Here is a 20102-nt window from a genome sequence, read left to right as displayed (position 1 = left end):
ACGATGGCGATCTCACCCACCGAGGTACGGCCCGAACCGGCCTCCTTCCGCGACCCGGCCAACCGGGTCTTCCACGTCGGCGACGAGGTGCTGCGCGGGCTGGACCCCCAGGCCGCCACACACTGGCGGGCGCTGACCGGCAGCACGTTCTTCCCGGCGCTCGTCGCCGCCCGCAAGGTCTGCGCCACCGAGGACGCCCCGCCGACCCTGGTGCCCGCCACGACCGGTGCCCCGTGGGCCGCCGTGCTGCGCCACGAGCGCATCCCGTTCGTCTCCCACCCGTACGAGTGGTCGTTCGGCATGCTGCGCGACGCCGCGCTGCTGCACCTGGAGATCCTGCGCGCCGCGCTCGGCGAGGGCTTCACCACCAAGGACGGCTCGGCGTACAACCTGCAGTGGCGCGGGGCGGAACCGGTCTTCATCGACATCGGCTCCTTCGAACCGGTCCGCGACGGCGAACCGTGGGCCGGTTACCGGCAGTTCTGCCAGACCGTGCTCTACCCGCTGCTGCTCACCGCCCACCTGGGCGTCGACTTCCAGCCGTGGCTGCGCGCCCGCGTCGACGGCATCGAGGCCGACGAACTGCGACCACTGTTCGGCGGGACCCGCCGACTGCGCCCCGGCGTGCTGACCCACCTGCACCTGCACGGCGCGATGCAACACCGCAACGCCGCCGCCAGCACCACCGAGGTCCGCGACCAACTGCGCGCCGCCGGCTTCTCCCGGGAGCTGCTGCTGGCCACCGTACGCGGCATCGAGAAACTGGTCCGGAAGCTGGAGCACCGTCCGGCCGGGAGCCACTGGTCGGACTACCAGGTCACCTGCGGCTACTCGGCCCGCGACCGGGTGGCCAAGGAGCAGTTCGTGGTCACCTCGGTGGCCTCCGGCACCCGCCCTCGCCTGGTGCTCGACCTCGGCGCGAACGACGGCCGGTACTCCCGACTGGCGGCCGGGCACGCCGACTACGTGGTCGCCGTCGAGCAGGACCCGGCAGTGGTCGACGAGCTGTACCGCAAGCTGCGCTCCGAGGGGCAACGCCGGATCCTGCCGCTGGTGCTGGACCTCGCCGACCCGTCCCCGGGGGGCGGCTGGCGGGGCGTCGAACGGGCCGGCTTCGCCGAACGGGCGTCCGCCGACGTGGTGCTCGCCCTGGCCGTCGTGCACCACCTGGCGATCGGACGCAACGTGCCGCTGCCGGAGGTCGTCGACTGGCTGGCCGGGCTGACCGCCCCGGGTGGCACGGTGGTGGTCGAGTTCGTCCACCCGGAGGACCCGATGGCCACCCGACTGCTGGCCAACAAACCCGGCGGCCTCTTCCCGGACTACCGCCGCGACGCCTTCGAGACACTGCTCGCCGGCCGGGGACGCATCACCGAGCGGCTGGAACTGCCCTCCGGCACCCGCACGCTCTACCGAACGGTGATCGGTGGCTGAACCGGTCGCCGCCACCGGGCCGCCTCCCGACGAGCGGTCCGGCCCCGGCGGCCCGTCGGCCCCGGACGTCGGTCGGTCGGACGAGTCGACCGGCGGGCGGTGGGATCGGGGCCGGCGCGGTGAGCTGGGCCGGGCGCTGGAGGTGACCGCGCTGGTCGGACTGGTGGTCACCCAACCACTGCTGGACGTGCTCGGCCGCAGCCCCGACTTCTTCCTGTTCCACCGCGCCGACCCGGCCGAGATCCTGCTGCTGCTCGCCCTGGTGGCGGTGCTGCCCACGACCGGGGTGGTGCTGCTCGGCGCGCTCAGCCGAGTGGCCGGCCGGACCGCACGCGCCCTCACCCACAGCGGGCTCGTCGGGCTGCTGCTCGCCGCCCTCGCCGTGCAGGTGGGCCGACACGTGACGCCGCTTCGGGGCGTACCCCTGCTGGTGGTGGCCCTGCTGGCCGGGGCCGGAGGCGCTGTCGCACACCGGCGCCGGCGGGCGCCGCGTCTGGTGCTGCGCCTGGCCGCCGCCGGACCGGTGGCCTTCGTGGCGCTGTTCCTGTTCGTGTCGCCCACCTCGGCGGTGGTCCTGCCGCGCGGCGACGGCGGCGCGGTGGGCACCGCGCAGGGCTCGGGCGTGCACCCGCCGGTGGTGATGCTGATCCTCGACGAACTGCCGCTGGTCAGCCTGCTCGGCACCGACGGGAGGATCGACGCGACGCGGTTCCCGCACTTCGCGGAGCTGGCCGACGCCTCCACCTGGTACCGCAACGCGACAGGTGTCAGCGGGTGGACGCCCAACGCGCTGCCCGCCATGCTCACCGGCCGCTACCCGGCGAAGCCGGTCGCCCCGCACTACTCGCAGTACCCGGACAACATCTTCACCGCCTTCGGCGGCCTCTACGACATCAGGGCCGAGGAGAGCATCACCCGCCTCTGCCCGCCCAGCCGGTGCGAGCAACCGGTCACCCCGGAACAGGGGCTCGGCGTCCTGGTCCGGGAGACCGGCAAGCTCCTCGGCCGGGTCGCCGGGCCCACCGACAGCGCCGTCGACCCGGAGGACTCCTACCGGGAGCAGACCCGCGCCGAGGCCGGCCTGGACGCCGCCGAACCGGCACCGGCCGACCCGAAGTTCCGCTGGGACAGCCTGGACGACAACCAGCCCGCCCGGTTCACCAGCTTCCTGGCCGGGCTGAAACCGGCGCCCCGGCCCACACTGCACTTCCTGCACCTGCTGATGCCGCACTCACCGTGGGCGTACCTGCCGTCCGGGGCCCGCTACGACGCCCCCGAGGACCTGCCCAACGACGGCGCCGGCTGGGTCGACCTGGCCCGGCAACGCCACCTCGCCCAGCTCGGCTACACCGACCGGCTGATCGGCGAGACCCTGCGGACGCTGCGCGCCAGCGGCCTCTACGACCAGTCGATGCTCGTGGTGACCGCCGACCACGGCGTCAGCTTCCGCCCGGGCGCCCAGGGCCGGGGGATGGACGCGATCAAGGCCGCCGCCGGTGAGGTCGCCTGGGTGCCGATGTTCCTCAAGGAACCCCGGCAACAGACCGGCCGGGTGGACGACCGCAACTGGGAACACGTCGACCTGCTGCCGACCGTCGCCGACGAGGCCGACATCCGGCTGCCCTGGCACGTCGACGGCCGCTCCGCCCGACAGGCCCCGCGCGCCGACGGCACGAAACACTTCTACGACCGCCCAGGCGTTCCGACCACCTTCCCCGGAGGCGTGCCCACCCCGCCACCGCTGCCGACCCCGCACCCCCTGGTCGGCACGCAGGTGCGCGCCGGCCCGCCCGGCGGCAACGCCCGGGTCGCCGACCTGGCCGCGTTCACCGCCATGGACCCCGACACCGGGACCCTCCCGGCGCTCGTCTGGGGTGACGTGCCGGAGAAGATCCCGGACGGCACGCTGCTGGCCGTGGCCGTCAACGGCCGGATCGGCGCCGTCGTCCCGGCGGTGCCCGCCGACCCCGGCGGACGCCGGTTCGCCGCACTGCTGACCGACGACAGCCTGTTCCGCGCCGGCACCAACCAGCTCGACGTCCTCCAGGTCACGCCGGACGGGACGCTGCGACGCCTCGCCCTGTCGTGACCCGGCCTCGGTCTGGTCCCGGTCGGGCTGCCGGCCCTCTCCCGGCTGGCTTGCCGGCTCGGTCCCGGTCGGGTTGCCGGCTCGGTCTCGGCCCGCTCCCGGTAGCGTCCCGACCAGCGGGAGGCCGGGTTTCCCGGCGGCCCGGTCGGGAATCGGGTGACGCATGCCTCACCGCAGAACCATGGCGGGCGTTGTCCACCGGGCCGCAATTACGGTAGAAGCGAAGGCAATTCAACGTAGATCTGCCGGCGAAGCGAGGAACCACATGACGGAAGTCAAGCTCGATCACCCCGGTGGGCAGCTGTCGATGCCGGTACATCCAGCGGTCGAGGGCCCCGCCGGTATCGGGGTGAGCAAGCTGCTGAAGGAAACCGGGATGACCACGTACGACCCCGGTTTCGTCAACACCGCGGCCGCCTCATCCGCGATCACCTACATCGACGGCGACGCGGGGATCCTGCGTTACCGGGGATACCCGATCGAGCAGCTGGCCGAGAAGTCCTCCTTCCTGGAGGTCTCGTACCTGCTCATCTACGGTGAGCTGCCCACCGAGCAGCAGCTGACCGAGTTCTCCGAGTGGATTCGGCGGCACTCGCTGCTGCACGAGGAGATGCGTCGCTTCTTCGACGGCTTCCCCCGGGACGCCCACCCGATGGCGGTGCTGTCGTCGGCGGTGAGCGCCCTGTCCACCTTCTACCAGGACAGCCTGGACCCGTTCGACTCCGAGCACGTGGAGATCTCCACGGTCCGGCTGATGGCGAAGGTCCCCACCATCGCCTCGTACGCGTACAAGAAGTCCATCGGGCAGCCGCTGCTCTACCCGGACAACTCCCTCGGGTACGTCGACAACCTCCTGCGGATGACGTTCGGCGTGCCGGCGGAGCCGTACGAGGTCGACCCGGTGATGTCGAAGGTGCTGGACATGCTGTTCGTCCTGCACGCCGACCACGAGCAGAACTGCTCCACGTCGACCGTCCGCCTGGTCGGCTCCAGCAACGCCAACCTGTTCGCCTCGGTCTCCGCCGGCGTGAACGCCCTGTTCGGCCCGCTGCACGGCGGCGCCAACCAGGCGGTGCTGGAGATGCTTCAGCAGATCCACGCCGGCGACGGCGACGTCCGGTCCTTCGTCCGCAAGGTCAAGGACAAGGAGGACGGCGTCAAGCTCATGGGCTTCGGCCACCGGGTCTACAAGAACTACGACCCGCGGGCGGCGATCGTCAAGAAGGCCGCGCAGGACGTGCTGGGCCGCATGGCCAAGCCGGACCCGCTGCTGGACATCGCCATGGAGCTGGAGGAGATCGCGCTCGCCGACGACTTCTTCGTCTCCCGGCGGCTCTACCCGAACGTGGACTTCTACACCGGCCTGATCTACAAGGCCATGGGCTTCCCGACCAAGATGTTCACGGTCCTGTTCGCGCTCGGTCGGCTGCCCGGCTGGATCGCCCAGTGGCGCGAGATGATCAACGACCCGGAGACCAAGATCGGCCGTCCGCGGCAGGTCTACGTCGGTGCCGCCGAGCGGGACTACGTCCCCTTCAACGAGCGCTGACCTCCATCGCTCTCAGCACCACAGTTCGTCGCACGATCGCAGGCCGCCGACCCACTCGGGTCGGCGGCCTGTCGCCGTCCGTCGGTGGCGTCGGCCTGTCGCCTTGCGTCGGTGGCGGGGTGGCGGGGTGGCGGCCCCGGCCCGGTCAGGTGGGCTTGATCGACTCGGCTTCCTGGAAGTCGGGGCATCGGCGGCGCTGGGATACCGCGCCTTCACGGAAACCGAGTCGATCAAGCGCGACTCCCGACCCCGGCGGGGGTCAGAAGGCGGAGATGTCCTGCGTCCGCTCGCTGCGGCTCAACGCGCTGATCAACGCGGACTGCCCGCGGCGGCGGACCGCCAGCCGGACCAGCAGGTCGCGGACGGGGTCGAAGACCTCCGCCGGGAACTCCGGCGTGGGTACGCCGGTGCTCACCGCGAGGTCGTCGGCGTGGACCACGATCTCCACCTGGCGGGTGAGCAGGAAGTCACCGCGCCGCAGGGCCCAGCCCTGCCACGGAATGGGTACGACGTCCCGGGCCGCGCCACGCCCCAGCAGATCGCCCGCCTCCTGCACTGCGGCGGCGGATCGGGCGTGCAGGTCGGCGGGACCTCGGGCCGCGTCTTCCTCGTCGTTGCTCGCGGCGACCGAGGCGGCGTCCGGGGTGCCCTCGCTGACCCAGGCAGCCCGCTCGTAGTGACTATCGGCCGACTCCAACACCGGCAGGTCACTCGGCCTCGGCAGCAACTCCGCCGCCCGGATCGCCTGACGTCCCAGGTGGCACGCCAGCCCGCCGACGGACAGGTGCGGGAGCGCACTCGGGCGCGACCACTGCTCCGACACCTCGGGGCGGCGGATCAGGTCCAGAGCGATCGAAGCGGCAACCGGGAACGCGGCATCCAGTGCGTCGACAGGGCGAGACATCCGCACATTCTGGCAGCGTGCCCCCCGCCGCGCGACGCGACCCGGTCCGCGCCGGACGGGCGCTACCGGGCGTCGACGTCGCGCGCGCCAGGCTGGCGTGATCGACTCGGTTTGCAGGAAGTCGGGGTGTCCCAGGCGCAAGGACACCCCGACTTCAAGGAACGCGAGTTGATCAAGCGCCGACGGGCCCGGGCGCTGAACCACCGGCGGGCCAGCGCGACCCCGGGCCAGCGCGGCCAGCCGATCAGCGACCCCGGGCCAGCGCGACCCCGGGCCAGCGCGGCCAGCCGATCAGCGACCCCGGGCCAGCGCGACCCCGGGCCAGCGCGGCCAGCCGATCAGCGACCCCGGGCCAGCGCGACCCCGGGCCAGCGCGGCCAGCCGATCAGCGACCCCGGGCCAGCGCGACCCCGGGCCAGCGCGACCCCGGGCCAGCGCGGCCCGCGGATCAGCGCAGGCCGGCGGCGGCCAGCAGGTTACCGTCGGGGAGCGCCGGTAGCGCACGACCCTGGGACATCCGCCGCTCGGCGCGTTCGGCGGTGAACGCGGCGTCGGAGTGGATGGCGGCGGCGTAGCCGGCGGCGGTGCGGTGGGCGATCGCGGACCAGCCGTACTGGTCGTGGACCATCCGACGGGCGCGGCGGGCCATCACCCGGGAACGCTCCGGGTCGGACAGGAGCGTGTCGATGGCGTCGGCGAGCCCGTCCGGGTCGTGCGGGCGGAAGGTCATCCCGGTGACGCCCGGTTCGACGATCTCGGCGAGGCCGCCGGTGGCGGCGACGGCCAGGGGAGCGCCGGCCGCGGCGCCTTCCAGTGCCACCATGCCGAACGGCTCGTAGATGCTCGGCACGGCGAAGCAGTCGGACGCGGCCATCAGCGCGGGCAGGTCGCTGCCGCCGAGGAAGCCGGGCATGGTGACCATGCCGCCCAGGCCGCGGCGGTGCACCTCGGCCTCCAGTTCGGCGCGGTACGGGCCGTCGCCGGCGATCACGGCGCGCAGCCCGGGGTGGCGCTCGCGCAGTCGGGGGAGTGCGGCGATGAGGTGCTGGACGCCCTTCTCGTAGACGAGGCGACCGGCGAAGGTGACCAGCGGGCCGTCTCCGGCGAACCGGGCCCGGGCGGCGGCGACCGCACGCGAGGGCACCCGCCAGCGGTGCGGCTCGACGCCGTTGGCGACCACGTCGACGCGTCCGGCCGGTACGCCGAACAGCGCGTTCACCTCGTCGCGCATGTAGCCGGAGCAGACGATCACCCGGTTGGACTCGCTGCTGAGCCACTGCTCGACGCCGTGGATGGTGCGGTTCATCTCCTCCGGCAGCCAGCCCTGGTGCCGCCCGGCCTCGGTGGCGTGGATGGTGCTGACCAGCGGGATGTCCAGGTGGTCGCGCAACGTCATCGCGGTGTGCGCGACGAGCCAGTCGTGGGCGTGGATGACGTCGTACGAACCGGCCTGGGTGGCGCGCAGCGCGGTGCGGGTGAGGGTGTGGTTGAAGGCCATGGTCCAGGCCAGCAGCGAGTCGGTGGCGAGGGGGAAGGTGACCGGGTCCTCGGGGGCGCGCAGGATGCGCACGCCGTCGGCGTACTCCTCCAGGGGTGCGCCCTCGGTGTGGCGGGTGACGACGGTGACCTCATGACCGGCGGCGGCGAGAGCCACGGAGAGCGCGTGCACGTGGCGGCCGAGGCCGCCGACGAGCACCGGCGGGTACTCCCAGGACAGCATGAGGATGCGGCGGGTCTGCGGGGGCACCCCGGGGCCGGACTGCGCGGGCACGACCGCGCCGGGCTGCGCGGGGAGGCCGGGCGCTGTCGAAAGCTGGGGCCGGGAGGTGAGCGTGGGCCGGTGGGCCCGGTCCTTGGTGGTAGCGGTCTGCTCGTCGACCCGCAGGGTCACGTCGATCTCCGTCCAGGGCAGGGTGGTGCGCGCCGACATCGGTGGCGGCGGAGCGACAGGTGGAAGGGCGGCCGAGGGCCTGGCGGGCACGCGCGCGAACGCTTGCCCCGGGTCAAGGAAAGTCCATCGGGCCCAAGAACGCATCTCGAAAACGGCCATCGTGACGGAGGACACCCGAGGGTTTAACGCGCATCAGACGGGTGGTTTCCGGGCACTGGCTGAAAGGATGGATTGGCGCGCCCGGGCCGGGGGCACTACCTGCGTGCGCGCGGGCAGCCTCGGCCGGCGCGCACATCACCATGGGTTGAAGGAGCGACATGCAGGTCTGGCCGGGCGAGCGGTACCCCTTGGGCGCCACCTACGACGGGATGGGCACCAACTTCGCCATCTTCTCCGAGGTCGCCGAGCGGATCGAGCTGTGCCTCTTCGACGAGTGGGACACCGGCGCGGAGCGTCGCGTGGAGCTGCGCGAGGTGGACGCGTACGTGTGGCACGCGTACCTGCCGGGCATCGAGCCGGGGCAGCGTTACGGCTACCGGGTGTACGGCCCGTACGACCCGGCGAACGGGTTGCGCTGCAACCCGCACAAGCTGCTGATCGACCCGTACGCGAAGGCCATCGACGGTGACATCCAGTGGGACCCGGCGGTCTACGACTACGTGCTGGACGAGCCGGAGCGGATGAACGAGACCGACTCGGCGCCGTTCATGCCGAAGTCGGTGGTGGTCAACCCGTACTTCGACTGGGGCAACGACAAGCCGCCGCGCACGCCTTACCACCACTCGGTGATCTACGAGGCGCACGTACGCGGGTTGACGATGCGGCACCCGGACATCCCGGAGGAGCTGCGCGGCACGTACGCGGGCATCGCCTCCCCGCCGATGATCGACTATCTGACCCGGCTCGGGGTGACGGCGATCGAGCTGATGCCGGTGCACCAGTTCGTGCACGACCACCGGCTCAACGATCTGGGGCTGCGCAACTACTGGGGCTACAACACGATCGGCTTCTTCGCCCCGCACCACGGCTACTCCGCGCTGGGCCGGCTCGGCCAGCAGGTGCAGGAGTTCCGGGGGATGGTCAAGGCGCTGCACGCGGCGGGCATCGAGGTCATCCTCGACGTGGTCTACAACCACACCGCCGAGGGCAACCACCTCGGGCCGACGTTGAGCTTCAAGGGCGTGGACGCCCCGAGCTACTACCGGCTCAGCGAGGAGGACCGCCGCTACTTCGTCGACTACACGGGCACCGGCAACAGCCTCAACGTGCGCAGCCCGCACTCCCTGCAACTGATCATGGATTCGTTGCGGTACTGGGTGACCGAGATGCACGTCGACGGTTTCCGGTTCGACCTCGCGGCGACCCTGGCCCGGGAGTTCTACGAGGTGGACCGGCTGTCCACGTTCTTCGAGGTGGTGCAGCAGGACCCGGTGGTCAGCCGGGTGAAACTGATCGCCGAGCCGTGGGACGTCGGGCCGGGCGGCTACCAGGTGGGCAACTTCCCGCCGCTGTGGACGGAGTGGAACGGCAAGTACCGCGACACGGTGCGGGACTTCTGGCGCGGTGAACCGGCAACCCTGGCCGAGTTCGCGTCGCGGATCTCCGGCTCGGCCGACCTCTACCAGGACGACGGCCGTCGACCGTTCCACAGCATCAACTTCGTCACCGTCCACGACGGGTTCACCCTCAACGACCTGGTGTCGTACAACGACAAGCACAACGAGGCCAATGGCGAGGACAACCGGGACGGCGAGAGCCACAACCGGTCCTGGAACTGCGGCGTCGAGGGCGACACCGACGACGAGGCGATCCTCGCCCTGCGGGCCAAGCAGCGGCGCAACTTCCTGGCCACGCTCATGCTGTCGCAGGGCGTGCCGATGATCGGCCACGGCGACGAGCTGGGCCGCACCCAGCGCGGCAACAACAACGTCTACTGCCAGGACAGCGAGTTGTCCTGGGTCGACTGGGACTCCGTCGACGAGCAACTGTTGGAGTTCGTCCGCACGCTCACCGACTTCCGCAAACGGCACCAGGTGTTCCGCCGCCGCCGCTTCTTCACCGGCCTGCCGGTCGGCGGGCGCGGCACCGACGAGCCGCTGCCCGACCTGGCCTGGCACACCCCGGACGGGCGGGAGATGACCGGTGAGGACTGGGGCAACGACTTCGGCCGCTCGGTGGCCCTGTTCGTCAACGGCGAGGGCATCCGGGAACGCGGCCAGTACGGCCAGCGGCACCACGACGCGTCGTTCCTGCTCTGCTTCAACGCCCACGACGCGCCGTTGGACTTCACCCTGCCCGGCAGCGAGTACGGCCAGAAGTGGGAACGGGTGATCAGCACCGCCGACCCCGAGCCCGACGACGCGACGGTGATCAGCGCGGGCGGCACCATCCGGGTGCCGGACCGTTCCCTCGTGGTGTTGGAGAGGACGATCTGACATGCCGGCCACCCCTCCGAAGGCCACCTACCGCATCCAGGTCCGCCCCGGCTTCGACCTGGACGCCACCGCCGCGATCCTCGACTACCTCGCCGACCTCGGCGTCAGCCACCTCTACACCGCCCCGCTGCTGACCGCGACGCCCGGCTCGCAGCACGGCTACGACGTGGTGGACCACCGGGAGGTCAACCCGGAGCTGGGCGGGGAGGCCGCCCGGCAGCGGCTGCTGCGCGCCCTGCGCGACAAGCGGCTCGGGCTGGTCGTGGACATCGTGCCCAACCACGCCGGGGTCGCCGTCGCGCCGGCCAACCCGGCCTGGTGGGACGTGCTGCGCCGGGGGCGCGACTCGTCGTACGCCGACTGGTTCGACATCGACTGGGACCGGGGCCGCCTGTTGCTGCCGGTGCTGGCCGACGACCCGGCCGCCCTGGACGACCTCAAGCTGGTCGACGGTGAGCTGCGCTACCACGAGCACCGCTTCCCGATCGCCGACGGCACCGGCGACGGCGACGCCCGCGCGGTGCACGACCGGCAGCACTACGAGCTGGTGTCGTGGCGTCGGGGTGACGCCGAGCTGACGTACCGCCGGTTCTTCGCCATCACGACCCTGGCCGGTCTGCGGGTGGAGGACCCGGCGGTGTTCGCCGCCACCCACGAGCTGATCCTGCGGTGGGCCGCCGCCGGGGAGGTCGACGGCATCCGCGTCGACCACCCGGACGGCCTGCGCGACCCGGGCGGCTACCTGGCCCGGTTGCGGGAGGCCGCGCCGGACGCCTGGCTCGTGGTGGAGAAGATCCTGGAGTACGGCGAGGAGCTGCCGGACTGGCCGGTGGACGGCACCACCGGCTACGACGCCCTGGCCATGGTCGGTGGGCTCTTCATCGACATCGACGCCGAGGGCGACTTCACCGTCCTGGACACCCAGCTGAACGGCAAGCAGATCTCCTGGGCGGACCTGACCCACTCCACCAAACTGGCCGCCGCCACCCGGCTGCTCGCCGCCGAGCTGACCCGGTTGGCGGCCCTCGCCCCCGAGGTGCCCACCGAGCAGGCCCGCGCGGCGCTCGCCGAGCTGGCCGCCGCGTTCGACGTCTACCGGGGCTACCCGCCGCACGGCGCCCGGCACCTCGCCGCCGCCCGCTCCGAGGCCGGTCGCCGCCGCCCCGACCTGGCCGGCGCCCTGGACGCTGTCACCCGCCGCCTGCGCGACCCCCACGACGAGCTGGGCATGCGGTTCCCGCAGCTCACCGGCGCGGTGATGGCGAAGGGCGTGGAGGACACCGCGTTCTACCGGTGGACCCGGTTCGTGGCGCTCAACGAGGTCGGTGACAGCCCCACCCGCTTCGGGGTGCCACCGGCGGAGTTCCACCGCAACGCCTCCGCCCAACAGGTCCGCTGGCCGGCGAGCATGACCACCCTCTCCACCCACGACACCAAGCGCAGCGAGGACGTCCGCGCCCGCCTCGCCGTACTCAGCGAGCTGCCGGGCCGGTGGGCGGAGCAGGTCAAGAGCTGGATGGAGTACGCTCCGCTGCCCGACCCGGCGTTCGCCCACCTGCTCTGGCAGACCGCCGTCGGCGCGTGGCCGATCGAGCGGGAGCGGCTGCACGCGTACGTCGAGAAGGCCGCCCGGGAGGCCGCGGCCTCGACCAGCTGGGCGGACCCGGACCCGGTCTTCGAGCAGGCGCTGCACAACGTTGTCGACCGCATGTACGACGACCCGAGCCTGCACGACGAGCTGACCGAACTCGCCGCCGCGATCACCCCGGCCGGTTGGTGCAACTCGCTGGGGCAGAAGCTGATCCAACTCACCATGCCCGGGGTGCCGGACACCTACCAGGGCACCGAGCTGTGGGACAACTCCCTGGTCGACCCGGACAACCGCCGGCCGGTCGACTTCGACGTACGCCGAGAGCTGCTGGCACGCCTCGACGGCGGCTGGCGTCCCCCGGTCGACACCGACGGAGCGGCGAAGCTGCTCGTCGTGTCGCGGACGCTGCGGTTGCGGCGGGCGCACCCGGAGCTGTTCACCACCTACCGGCCGGTGCCCGCGCACGGGCCGCAGAGCCGTCACGTGGTGGCGTTCGACCGGGGTGGCGCGATCACCGTGGCGACCCGCCTGCCGCTGGGGCTGGCCCGCGCCGGCGGGTGGTGTGACACAGCACTGTCGCTTCCTGTTCACGAAGTGAAGGACCTGTTCACCGGGCGGGTCTACAGTGGCGGAGAGACTCCGCTGGACAATCTTCTGGCCGACTATCCCGTCGCTCTCCTGGCTCCTCTCACCGCCGCCGAGGAGGCCGCTTCATGACCGAATTCTCCGTCTGGGCGCCGGACGCCTCCCGGGTGCGACTGCGCCTGGCCGACGACACCGACCACGAGATGAGCGCCGCCGCCGACGGCTGGTGGCGGGTCGACGTGCCCGACGCCGGCCCCGACTACTCCTTTCTGCTGAACGACGACGAAACGCCGCTGCCCGACCCCCGCTCCCCGTGGCAGCCTGCGGGTGTGCACGGGCCGAGCCGCCGCTACGACCACACTGCGTTCCAGTGGAGTGATTCCTCCTGGACGGGGCGGCAGCTGCCCGGCAGCATCCTCTACGAGCTGCACATCGGCACCTTCACGCCGGAGGGCACCTTCGACGCGGCCATCGACCGCCTCGACCACCTGGTGAACCTCGGTGTCGACCTGATCGAGCTGCTCCCGGTCAACGCCTTCAACGGCGAACACAACTGGGGGTACGACGGCGTCTGCTGGTATGCCCCGCACGAGCCCTACGGCGGCCCCGACGGCCTGAAACGGTTCGTCGACGCTGCTCATGCTCGCGGTTTGGGGGTGATCCTCGACGTTGTCTACAACCATTTCGGGCCCTCCGGGGCCTACGCGCCACGGTTCGGCCCTTACCTGGCCGAGCAGAGCAACAGTTGGGGCCGCTCGATCAACCTGGACGGCCCGCACTCCGACGAGGTACGCCGCTACATCATCGACAGCGTGCTCATGTGGCTGCGCGACTACCACGTCGACGGGCTGCGGTTGGATGCGGTGCACGCGCTGCCCGACACGCGCGCGGTGCCTCTGCTCGAAGAGCTGGCCATCGAGGTCGAGTCGTTGTCGACGCACCTGGGGCGGCCGTTGTCGCTCATCGCCGAGTCCGATCTCAACGACCCGCGGCTCATCACGCCTCGTGAGGCGGGTGGGTTTGGGCTGCACGCCCAGTGGAACGACGACGCCCACCACGCGCTGCACACGTTGCTGACGGGGGAGCGGCAGGGGTACTACGGGGACTTCGGCTCCCTGGAGACGTTGTCGGACGTGCTGACGGGTGGCTTCTTCCACGCGGGGACCTGGTCGAGCTTCCGCAACCGGCACCATGGGCGGCCCCTGGATGCGCGGGTGCCTGGGCATCGGCTGGTCGCCTACCTCCAGAACCATGACCAGATCGGGAACCGGGCCACCGGGGACCGGATCTCGGCCTCGCTCTCGCCTGCGCTGGTGCGGGTGGGGGCTGTGCTGCTGCTGACCGCGCCGTTCACTCCGATGTTGTTCATGGGGGAGGAGTGGGCTGCTTCCACGCCGTGGCAGTTCTTCACGTCGCACCCGGAGCCGGAGTTGGCCTCTGCGGTGCGGACCGGGCGGCGGCGGGAGTTCGCGTCGCACGGGTGGCCGGAGGGGGACGTGCCCGACCCGCAGGACCCGGAGACGTTCACGCGGTCGCGGTTGGACTGGGCCGAGCTGGACAAACCTGAGCATGCTTCGATGCTGTCGTTCTATCAGCGGTTGATCTCGCTGCGTCGTTCCAACTCGGACCTGTCGGATCCTCGGTTGCACGCGGTGTCGGTGCAGCACGGGGACCAGTTCCTGGTGATGCGGCGGGGGGACACGCTTGTCGTGGCGAACTTCGCTGGGCGGGGGCAGGGGGTGTCGCTGCCCGGGGTGGCTCGGCGGGTGCTCCTGGCCACCGGCGAGGGGGTCACCGTTATGCGGGACCGGATCGAGTTGCCGGCGGAGACTGCGGCGATCGTGACCCTTTAAAAGGCGCTGTATTGGCTCGAATTTCGCAAGGGCGAGGGACCTGCCATCAGTTGCTACCGATTTCGTAGAAGGACACCGGTGTCCATTTCGCCGGATCTTCAATGAAGCGGGACTACCAAAGGCGAGCCGTTTCGGTCGTGGTTGCTTCCCATGGCTTGGAAACCTTGCGCTGCTTGGGCGGCACCGGCAGAACCCCGGCTTCGGTTAGCTCCTCCACTGAGATTAGCGACCCGTCGCGAATTTGTGTTAAAAGCGAATCCTGTTCTGGTTCAAGGTCGATGAGTAGGGCCAGGACATTGAGCAAGTCGATCAATTCTCTGGTGTAATCAGCAGGCCAGTGATGTTGACCGATGCCAAGAAGGGAAGACGTTCGCCGGTCGCCCATCACTGGACGATCGCGAGTCTTGCGCCGGTAGCTGAACCATTTGTTGAGGACGTTAACGCCAGATACCTCGTACGACCACATCGCAGCTGTCACATTGCCGATGCGGCCGGTGCCGACGCGCAACTCACGGGAAGCCGCGTCGTATTGGAGCGCATCTGGCATGTGTTCGGAATCGGACGGAATTGCTGCGTTTGGAAGTACCTTAGGGGTGCGGTCTGGGGGTAGGCGAGGTGTGTGACGAGGCCGATCGGCACCATGATCTGCGAACCGTTGGCCATAACTGTGCAACCACAGGACGCGCCTGCCAATCGCAACCGCTTTGGTGAAATATTCTGGTTGGGCGGTCATGGGCATTCTCAAACCAGGCGCTCTGAGATCATCGGCAAACGTTTTCGTGAATCCTGGGTGAGCCAAGACTGCAGCAATATAAGCGAATAGGTCTTCGGGAGAGACTGGCTCGCCATATCGAAGAGCGAGCAAATCGAGCAGGCCAGGAACAATGTTCGGAATGGTGCCGTGAGGATCGAGCCAGAGCGGAAATGCACGACCGCCGCGACCATTGTAATGGTGAAGATCGGGGACTTCAGCTGTAAAGGTTGCGGCGGGACCCGAAGATGTAACAGTGTCATGGGGTGCGGTCAAGTAGATTTGTGTGCTCGACCGAACTGCCCAAAGGGTTGGATTGGGTTGATTGATTAGACGCTTACGGGAATGATCCATTGCCGATCGAAGGACCGGAAGCCGATTCGGACCGGTTCTAAGCAGGGCCCAGACTCATCTTTGATAGGAGTTTTCGTTGCCTCAAATCCGGGCAGGGCATCCATGAGCACTTTATTGATATGGCGATCCCGGGGATGCTCCTGCATAAGCTCAGGCTTCTCCGCAGACGGTGCGGCAACTAGGGTATCCCACCTCATGCGAAGACTCTCCGGGTCGGGGGCGATGACCCAAGTGCGGCCGGTCATCGTGCCTGAACCGGAATAACGTAGAAGATCGTCCAAGGTTGGATAGCTTAGCCAGCGAGCCCCACCCTTCGGAAGGAAAGGTGCCCGGAAATCTGACGGGCACTCTATCCAGCCTCCGTCTTGAAGCGAAACGTCTGCTAGCTCGGAAAATTTTGCATTCCGATTTCCGGGTTGCAGACTTCGGAAATAGACTGGTGCTGGTGTTTCGGCGCCGGAGCTGCCGTCCCGCACGGCTAGTGTTATGCAGATCGGTTGTTGCACGCCCTGAAAGAGTCGTGTGTTGACTGGAGGTTGGTGGCCTTCAGGCGAGCAATCGATGACCCAAACAGCGTCAGCTCGTCGGCGCAGGTAATCGCGCATGCGCTGGAACCCTGGACCATCTAGGAAGCCGGCCACGGTAATGAGGCAAATAACACCGCGATCTGAGTCAACATGGTGGTCAAAAACCTTCCAGGTTGCCCATCGCCAGAAATAGACGTAGGGGTTATAGAGGTGCTTGGCATGCACTCCGACCCCCCATTCTGACGGTGGCATGAAATCCGTTAGTGGCGCCGCTTGCCCGGCGGTGGGGTTCCCTGCTTCGACCCAGCCACCCTTCCCGTGGGACTTGTCTTTATAGGGTGGATTGCCAAGGACAACTAGCACGCCTTCGTCGCGCTTAATCCGATTGGCTTCCCGCCGTGATTGCGCTATGGGCTCATACCAGGTGCCAAGGCTCTGCTCCTCCACAAAAGGATTGCCCAAAGTGTTGGTAACGAATAGCCTGGGATTGATGTGCTCCGGGTTCGCGCCGAGTTCAGCCAGTTCGGCAAGGATTCGCAGCTGTGCCACGGCGAACGGACCCAATTGAAGCTCGAACCCTACGAGCCGCCACAAGGCTGCGGCCACAGCTGCCGGAACGGCTCCTTCGCCGAGGTCGTCGGCGACAGCCCGGCCAATCGAACGCACGACTTCGAGTAGGAAGGTGCCAGTACCCATGGCCGGGTCTACTAGATTGACTTTTTGGTTGGCTAGGCCGTCGGGCATCTCGAAACGGCCACGTAACGCCTCGTCAACGAGGCGTGTCATCGACTGCACGACTGGCACGGGTGTGTAGTATGAGCCTGTCTGCTTGCGGAGACTGTTGTCGTACTCCTCTAGGAAGTCTTCGTAAAAGTACAACCATGCGTCTGGTCGACCCTTCGAGATTTTTGGCCAATCGACGACTGCTAGCACGCGGGTCAATGTGGCGACAGAGGTCGCAAGTGTTCGGCTCTTTATGACCTGGTCAGTGAGGACTCGCATTGCAGTACCTATGAGGGACTGGCGGCTAGCGAGGAGCTTCGCTGCCGGGTCGATTCCCTTGTTGAGATCGATACCTTGGGCACGTGCGAGCAGAAGTCCGAAGGTGACTGCCTGAGCATAGCTGTCCGCGAATTGGCCGTCGGTGGCATCAGGGAAGAGTAGGTGCCGCCAGTCCTTTGCGAGTCCGGTCAGGGTTGGGTCCTGGCGGGCCAACTGTTCTTCGACCTCGGATCGCAGCAGCCGACATAGACGCGCGGTAGTCTCGGCGAGCTGCTTAGGGCTTCGGGGTGGCGTGGGACTCCACCCGAGATATTCCTCGAAGAGCGACAGCAGTGCCCTCGGAGCCGTCAAAACGCCAGTGGACGCTAGGTCACCGCTGAGTCGGACGATCTCGCCTGCTGGTTCGCCGTAGCGCCAAAGAGAGAATGCTAGCCCGTCGGTATAGATAAGATTCGGCAATGCCTGAAGTTTGGCCCATTGTTCTTTGTCATGCTTCCGCCGAAATTTCCGAGGATCAGCACCAATTCCTGGCGCTTTTACTTCGATAAATCCAACCAAAGTGTGCGAGTACGTGACTGCATAGTCGGGCCGGCTCTGGAGGTCAGCGAGCGAAGTCTCCCCGACAAGGTTAAGCCGGTCGCGACGATGGTTGCATAGTGCCGCTAGGTCACTCACCAGCTTTTCCAGGGGTGCCCGGAGCTGATCTTCGGGCTCACCTCGAACCGCGACGTCTGTGAGCTTGTTTGTGGCTGCTCGGCCGAACTCGGCCACCGCCGAGTCCAGCGTTAAGGGATGATCAGCCACGACACCTCCAGTGCAGACATCCAAATCCGGTGCGAGATCCATCTTGCACGCGGTGTGACAATATCTCAAGGTCATCTGACGAGAGCTTTACGAGCATCGCCAACCCGGCACCTCGTATCAAGCGGCGAATAAGTCACCCTCTGTAGTGGTTCCCTGTGGAGGTAAAACCGCTACCGGGTCTCCGGTTTCTGAGTCAAGGCGGCAGAGGGACACGCTGTTGCATCTAAGCGTAGTGATGAGGCTGTCGCGCCGCCGGCAAGGTAGGCCGGTCTGTTCTGGTGTCGGGCGTTCAACGCAGACCGGATGCGTGGAGCAACGTTGCCTGGGAGTAGGTGTGCAGCAACCTCCGCCGAGAAGAAGGCGATGTCTTCTAGCTCCTGTCCGAGCAACTGGACACCGTCAAGGTTTGCGATCGCTCCACAGTCAAATGTGAAACTGACTAACGCGTGGGGCCGCTGTCCGGCAGGAGGAGCCCAGTCCAGGACCAGGAGGTTGCCCACCTCCGCCGTTAGCCCAAGCTCCTCGCGAACCTCGCGGGCGCATGCCTCATGCGGGTATTCGCCTTCATCCACGTAGCCGCCGGGGAAAGCCCAGTGGTCGCGGTAAGTGGGCTTGACGAGCAGCACGTTGCCGTCCGGGTCGGTAATGAAGGCCGCAGCGGCGGCGTAGAAGGAAGCCAGGTTGGCGTACCAGGTGGCGGGCTCCGTCCAGGTCACCTCGGTGACGCTAGCGGATGTGTCTAGGTGCGCTCTTGCTCTAGATGGCTGCCGGCATGGCCGCGAGAGTATGCAGGACCTCGTTGACCTGGGGTGATGCCTGCTGCGGGCTGAACGTGTTAGCGAGTTCGCGGACGCGCTGTCGGACACGCGCCGAGTGGATTCCCGTGGCATGCTGCCCGAGCTTGGAGGCCCAGTCGCAGGCGGCGTCGGTGTCCCCAGCGCGGGCATAAGTCATGGCAACGAGGGCGGTGTGTAGGGCGCGCGTCCGGGTGTTCTGGCTGCCTAGGTCGAGCGCGTCGGGAGCGTGTCGAAGGGCCTGCGTGTACAGGTGCAGGTCGCCCAGGGACCTTAGCGTGGCGCCGGCTAGGTGAGCTGGGCTGAAGTAGCCGACCCAGCGTGGGCCGGAATCTGTGCCCGCCCGGTCGAGAGCACGCTCAGCCTTAGTGAGGGCGGTTTGGCAGGCACGCCGCTCGCCTGACTGTCCGTAGGCGGTAGCTGCGGTGGCGTGCAGCCGAGCGAGGACTGCGGCGGGTGCGCGGCCGGCACCATCGATAGCCGCTTCGACAAGCCGGGCCGCCTCTCGGGCGTGCCCCACGAACACAGCCTGTGTGGCGAGATTGGCCAGCAGGTGCGCACCGTAGAGGCGGTCGTCGGCAGCCTTGGCGAGCCGTATGCCGAGCGTCACATGATGTTGGGCCATGGCATGTTCGCCCGCGTCGTACGACATGAAGGCGAGTTGGCCGGAGAGCGTCGCCGCTGCGCGCATGAGGTCGCGCCCCACGGCATCGGTGTAGGTGCCGTGCAGCATGGGCGCGACCTGACGCACCAGGAAGTCGGCCATGACAGCACGCGTACGTGGAGAGCCGCTGCCGTGACGTCGGTCGAGATCGGTGAAATGGTCGGCCAGCGCGTACAGCGATTGAACATCTGTGGAGGTGACCTGTTGCCGGCCGCTCCGGCTGACCGCCTTGTCGGGCAGGTCATACCGCCAGCCAAGCGCGGCCTCTAGCGCTTTGCCGCTGTCGAACACCCCGCTGTCCTGATGGTTGAGGCGCTTGGCCAACCTCGTCCAAATCAGTTCGGCGGTATCAATCGCCCCAGCGACGGTCGCAGGGTAAACACACATGTTGATGCTCTCGGCCGTTCCAAAGCCCAGCTCGGTCACACCGACCGAGCGACCGAGCTTGCGGGCCAGTGTCTCGGCCATCGCGGCCTGCACGTGCTCACCAGGCCGGCGACCGCGCAACCACCAGTAGACGCTGGCGGCGTCGTACCGCCAGGTGCCCTGGTCGCGGCCGGTGTGATTGAGCTGTCGGGCAAAGGCAGCGTGAGAGTTGGCGTAACCGGCGGCCAGCAAAAGCCCTTCGAACGCCGTGTTCGTCACCGGTCGCGCCATCGATCCGCCTCCAGGCATCAGTCAACTACCAACAGTGACGAGCCTATGGGCTGCCGAAGTCCTATGGGGACCCGCGCAACCCTGCGCAACCCACGTCCTGAGCAGCGCAAGCGAGCGCATTACTTGCCATCTGGTCCGTTGATCGGCAGCCCGCTTCGCTAATCGCAGGTGTCCTGGGTGTCGGCGAAGTCTGAGCGTCGCATACCGGGCTGACGGAG

At 68.5% G+C, this 20102-nt stretch carries 10 protein-coding genes and 1 pseudogene; 6 read left to right on the top strand and 5 right to left on the bottom strand.

The genetic code is table 11. From position 1 onward, the window contains the following. Positions 1-3 precede the first annotated feature (3 nt). The 3 genes from O7617_RS30455 to O7617_RS30445 all read left to right on the top strand — a co-directional run bounded on the left by O7617_RS30455 (position 4) and on the right by O7617_RS30445 (position 5072). On the top strand, positions 4-1434 hold the full coding sequence (locus tag O7617_RS30455) for a methyltransferase (RefSeq protein WP_282259856.1): 1431 nt from the start codon (positions 4-6) through the stop codon (positions 1432-1434). After that, on the top strand, positions 1427-3523 hold the full coding sequence (locus O7617_RS30450) for a sulfatase-like hydrolase/transferase (RefSeq protein WP_282259855.1): 2097 nt from the start codon (positions 1427-1429) through the stop codon (positions 3521-3523). The genes O7617_RS30455 and O7617_RS30450 overlap by 8 nt, the downstream gene beginning before the upstream one ends. Positions 3524-3788: 265 nt before the next feature. Beyond that, positions 3789-5072: a citrate synthase gene (locus tag O7617_RS30445; protein ID WP_282259853.1), complete on the top strand. Its 1284-nt coding sequence runs from the start codon at positions 3789-3791 to the stop codon at positions 5070-5072. A 259-nt stretch (positions 5073-5331) separates the two neighbouring features. Here O7617_RS30445 and O7617_RS30440 read toward each other — a convergent pair whose 3' ends face one another. Both O7617_RS30440 and O7617_RS30435 read right to left on the bottom strand, forming a co-directional pair. Then, entirely contained in the window at positions 5332-5976 is a 645-nt protein-coding gene (locus O7617_RS30440; protein WP_282259852.1) for a maleylpyruvate isomerase N-terminal domain-containing protein, read from the bottom strand. A 448-nt stretch (positions 5977-6424) separates the two neighbouring features. Beyond that, entirely contained in the window at positions 6425-7906 is a 1482-nt protein-coding gene (locus tag O7617_RS30435; protein ID WP_282259851.1) for a glycosyltransferase family 4 protein, read from the bottom strand. Positions 7907-8184: 278 nt separating this feature from the next. On the opposite strand from O7617_RS30435, the gene glgX reads away from it, so the two are divergent. The 3 genes from glgX to treZ are packed head-to-tail and all read left to right on the top strand — an operon-like array spanning position 8185 to position 14331. Next, positions 8185-10302, top strand: coding sequence for a glycogen debranching protein GlgX (glgX, locus tag O7617_RS30430; RefSeq protein ID WP_282259849.1), 2118 nt, complete (start codon positions 8185-8187; stop codon positions 10300-10302). Position 10303: 1 nt separating this feature from the next. Continuing rightward, positions 10304-12610: a malto-oligosyltrehalose synthase gene (treY, locus tag O7617_RS30425; RefSeq protein ID WP_282259847.1), complete on the top strand. Its 2307-nt coding sequence runs from the start codon at positions 10304-10306 to the stop codon at positions 12608-12610. Then, on the top strand, positions 12607-14331 hold the full coding sequence (gene treZ / locus O7617_RS30420) for a malto-oligosyltrehalose trehalohydrolase (protein ID WP_282259846.1): 1725 nt from the start codon (positions 12607-12609) through the stop codon (positions 14329-14331). Before treY ends, treZ begins: the two co-directional genes overlap by 4 nt. A 112-nt stretch (positions 14332-14443) precedes the next feature. On the opposite strand, the pseudogene O7617_RS33505 reads toward treZ, so the two are convergent. The 3 genes and pseudogenes from O7617_RS33505 to O7617_RS30400 form a co-directional block, all read right to left on the bottom strand. Further along, positions 14444-16965 (bottom strand): annotated as a pseudogene (locus O7617_RS33505) (type ISP restriction/modification enzyme). A 974-nt stretch (positions 16966-17939) separates the two neighbouring features. Beyond that, complete coding sequence (locus O7617_RS30405) at positions 17940-18485, bottom strand: NUDIX hydrolase (protein ID WP_282259843.1); 546 nt, start codon at positions 18483-18485, stop codon at positions 17940-17942. Positions 18486-18525: 40 nt separating this feature from the next. Continuing rightward, positions 18526-19884, bottom strand: a complete 1359-nt coding sequence (locus O7617_RS30400) for a hypothetical protein (protein ID WP_282259842.1) — start codon at positions 19882-19884, stop codon at positions 18526-18528. Positions 19885-20102: the final 218 nt, after the last annotated feature.

This window comes from Micromonospora sp. WMMD1155 (assembly GCF_029581275.1).
GTDB lineage: Bacteria > Actinomycetota > Actinomycetes > Mycobacteriales > Micromonosporaceae > Micromonospora.
This window is presented reverse-complemented; position numbering and strand designations above follow the sequence as displayed.

Excerpts from the sequence above, each read along its gene's own strand:
- O7617_RS30455 (WP_282259856.1), top strand. The coding sequence starts at position 4 with ATGGCGATCTCACCCACCGAGGTACGGCCCGAACCGGCCTCCTTCCGC.
- O7617_RS30445 (WP_282259853.1), top strand. The coding sequence starts at position 3,789 with ATGACGGAAGTCAAGCTCGATCACCCCGGTGGGCAGCTGTCGATGCCG.
- O7617_RS30440 (WP_282259852.1), bottom strand. The coding sequence starts at position 5,976 with ATGTCTCGCCCTGTCGACGCACTGGATGCCGCGTTCCCGGTTGCCGCT.
- O7617_RS30435 (WP_282259851.1), bottom strand. The coding sequence starts at position 7,906 with ATGTCGGCGCGCACCACCCTGCCCTGGACGGAGATCGACGTGACCCTG.
- glgX (WP_282259849.1), top strand. The coding sequence starts at position 8,185 with ATGCAGGTCTGGCCGGGCGAGCGGTACCCCTTGGGCGCCACCTACGAC.
- treY (WP_282259847.1), top strand. The coding sequence starts at position 10,304 with ATGCCGGCCACCCCTCCGAAGGCCACCTACCGCATCCAGGTCCGCCCC.
- treZ (WP_282259846.1), top strand. The coding sequence starts at position 12,607 with ATGACCGAATTCTCCGTCTGGGCGCCGGACGCCTCCCGGGTGCGACTG.
- O7617_RS30400 (WP_282259842.1), bottom strand. The coding sequence starts at position 19,884 with ATGGCGCGACCGGTGACGAACACGGCGTTCGAAGGGCTTTTGCTGGCC.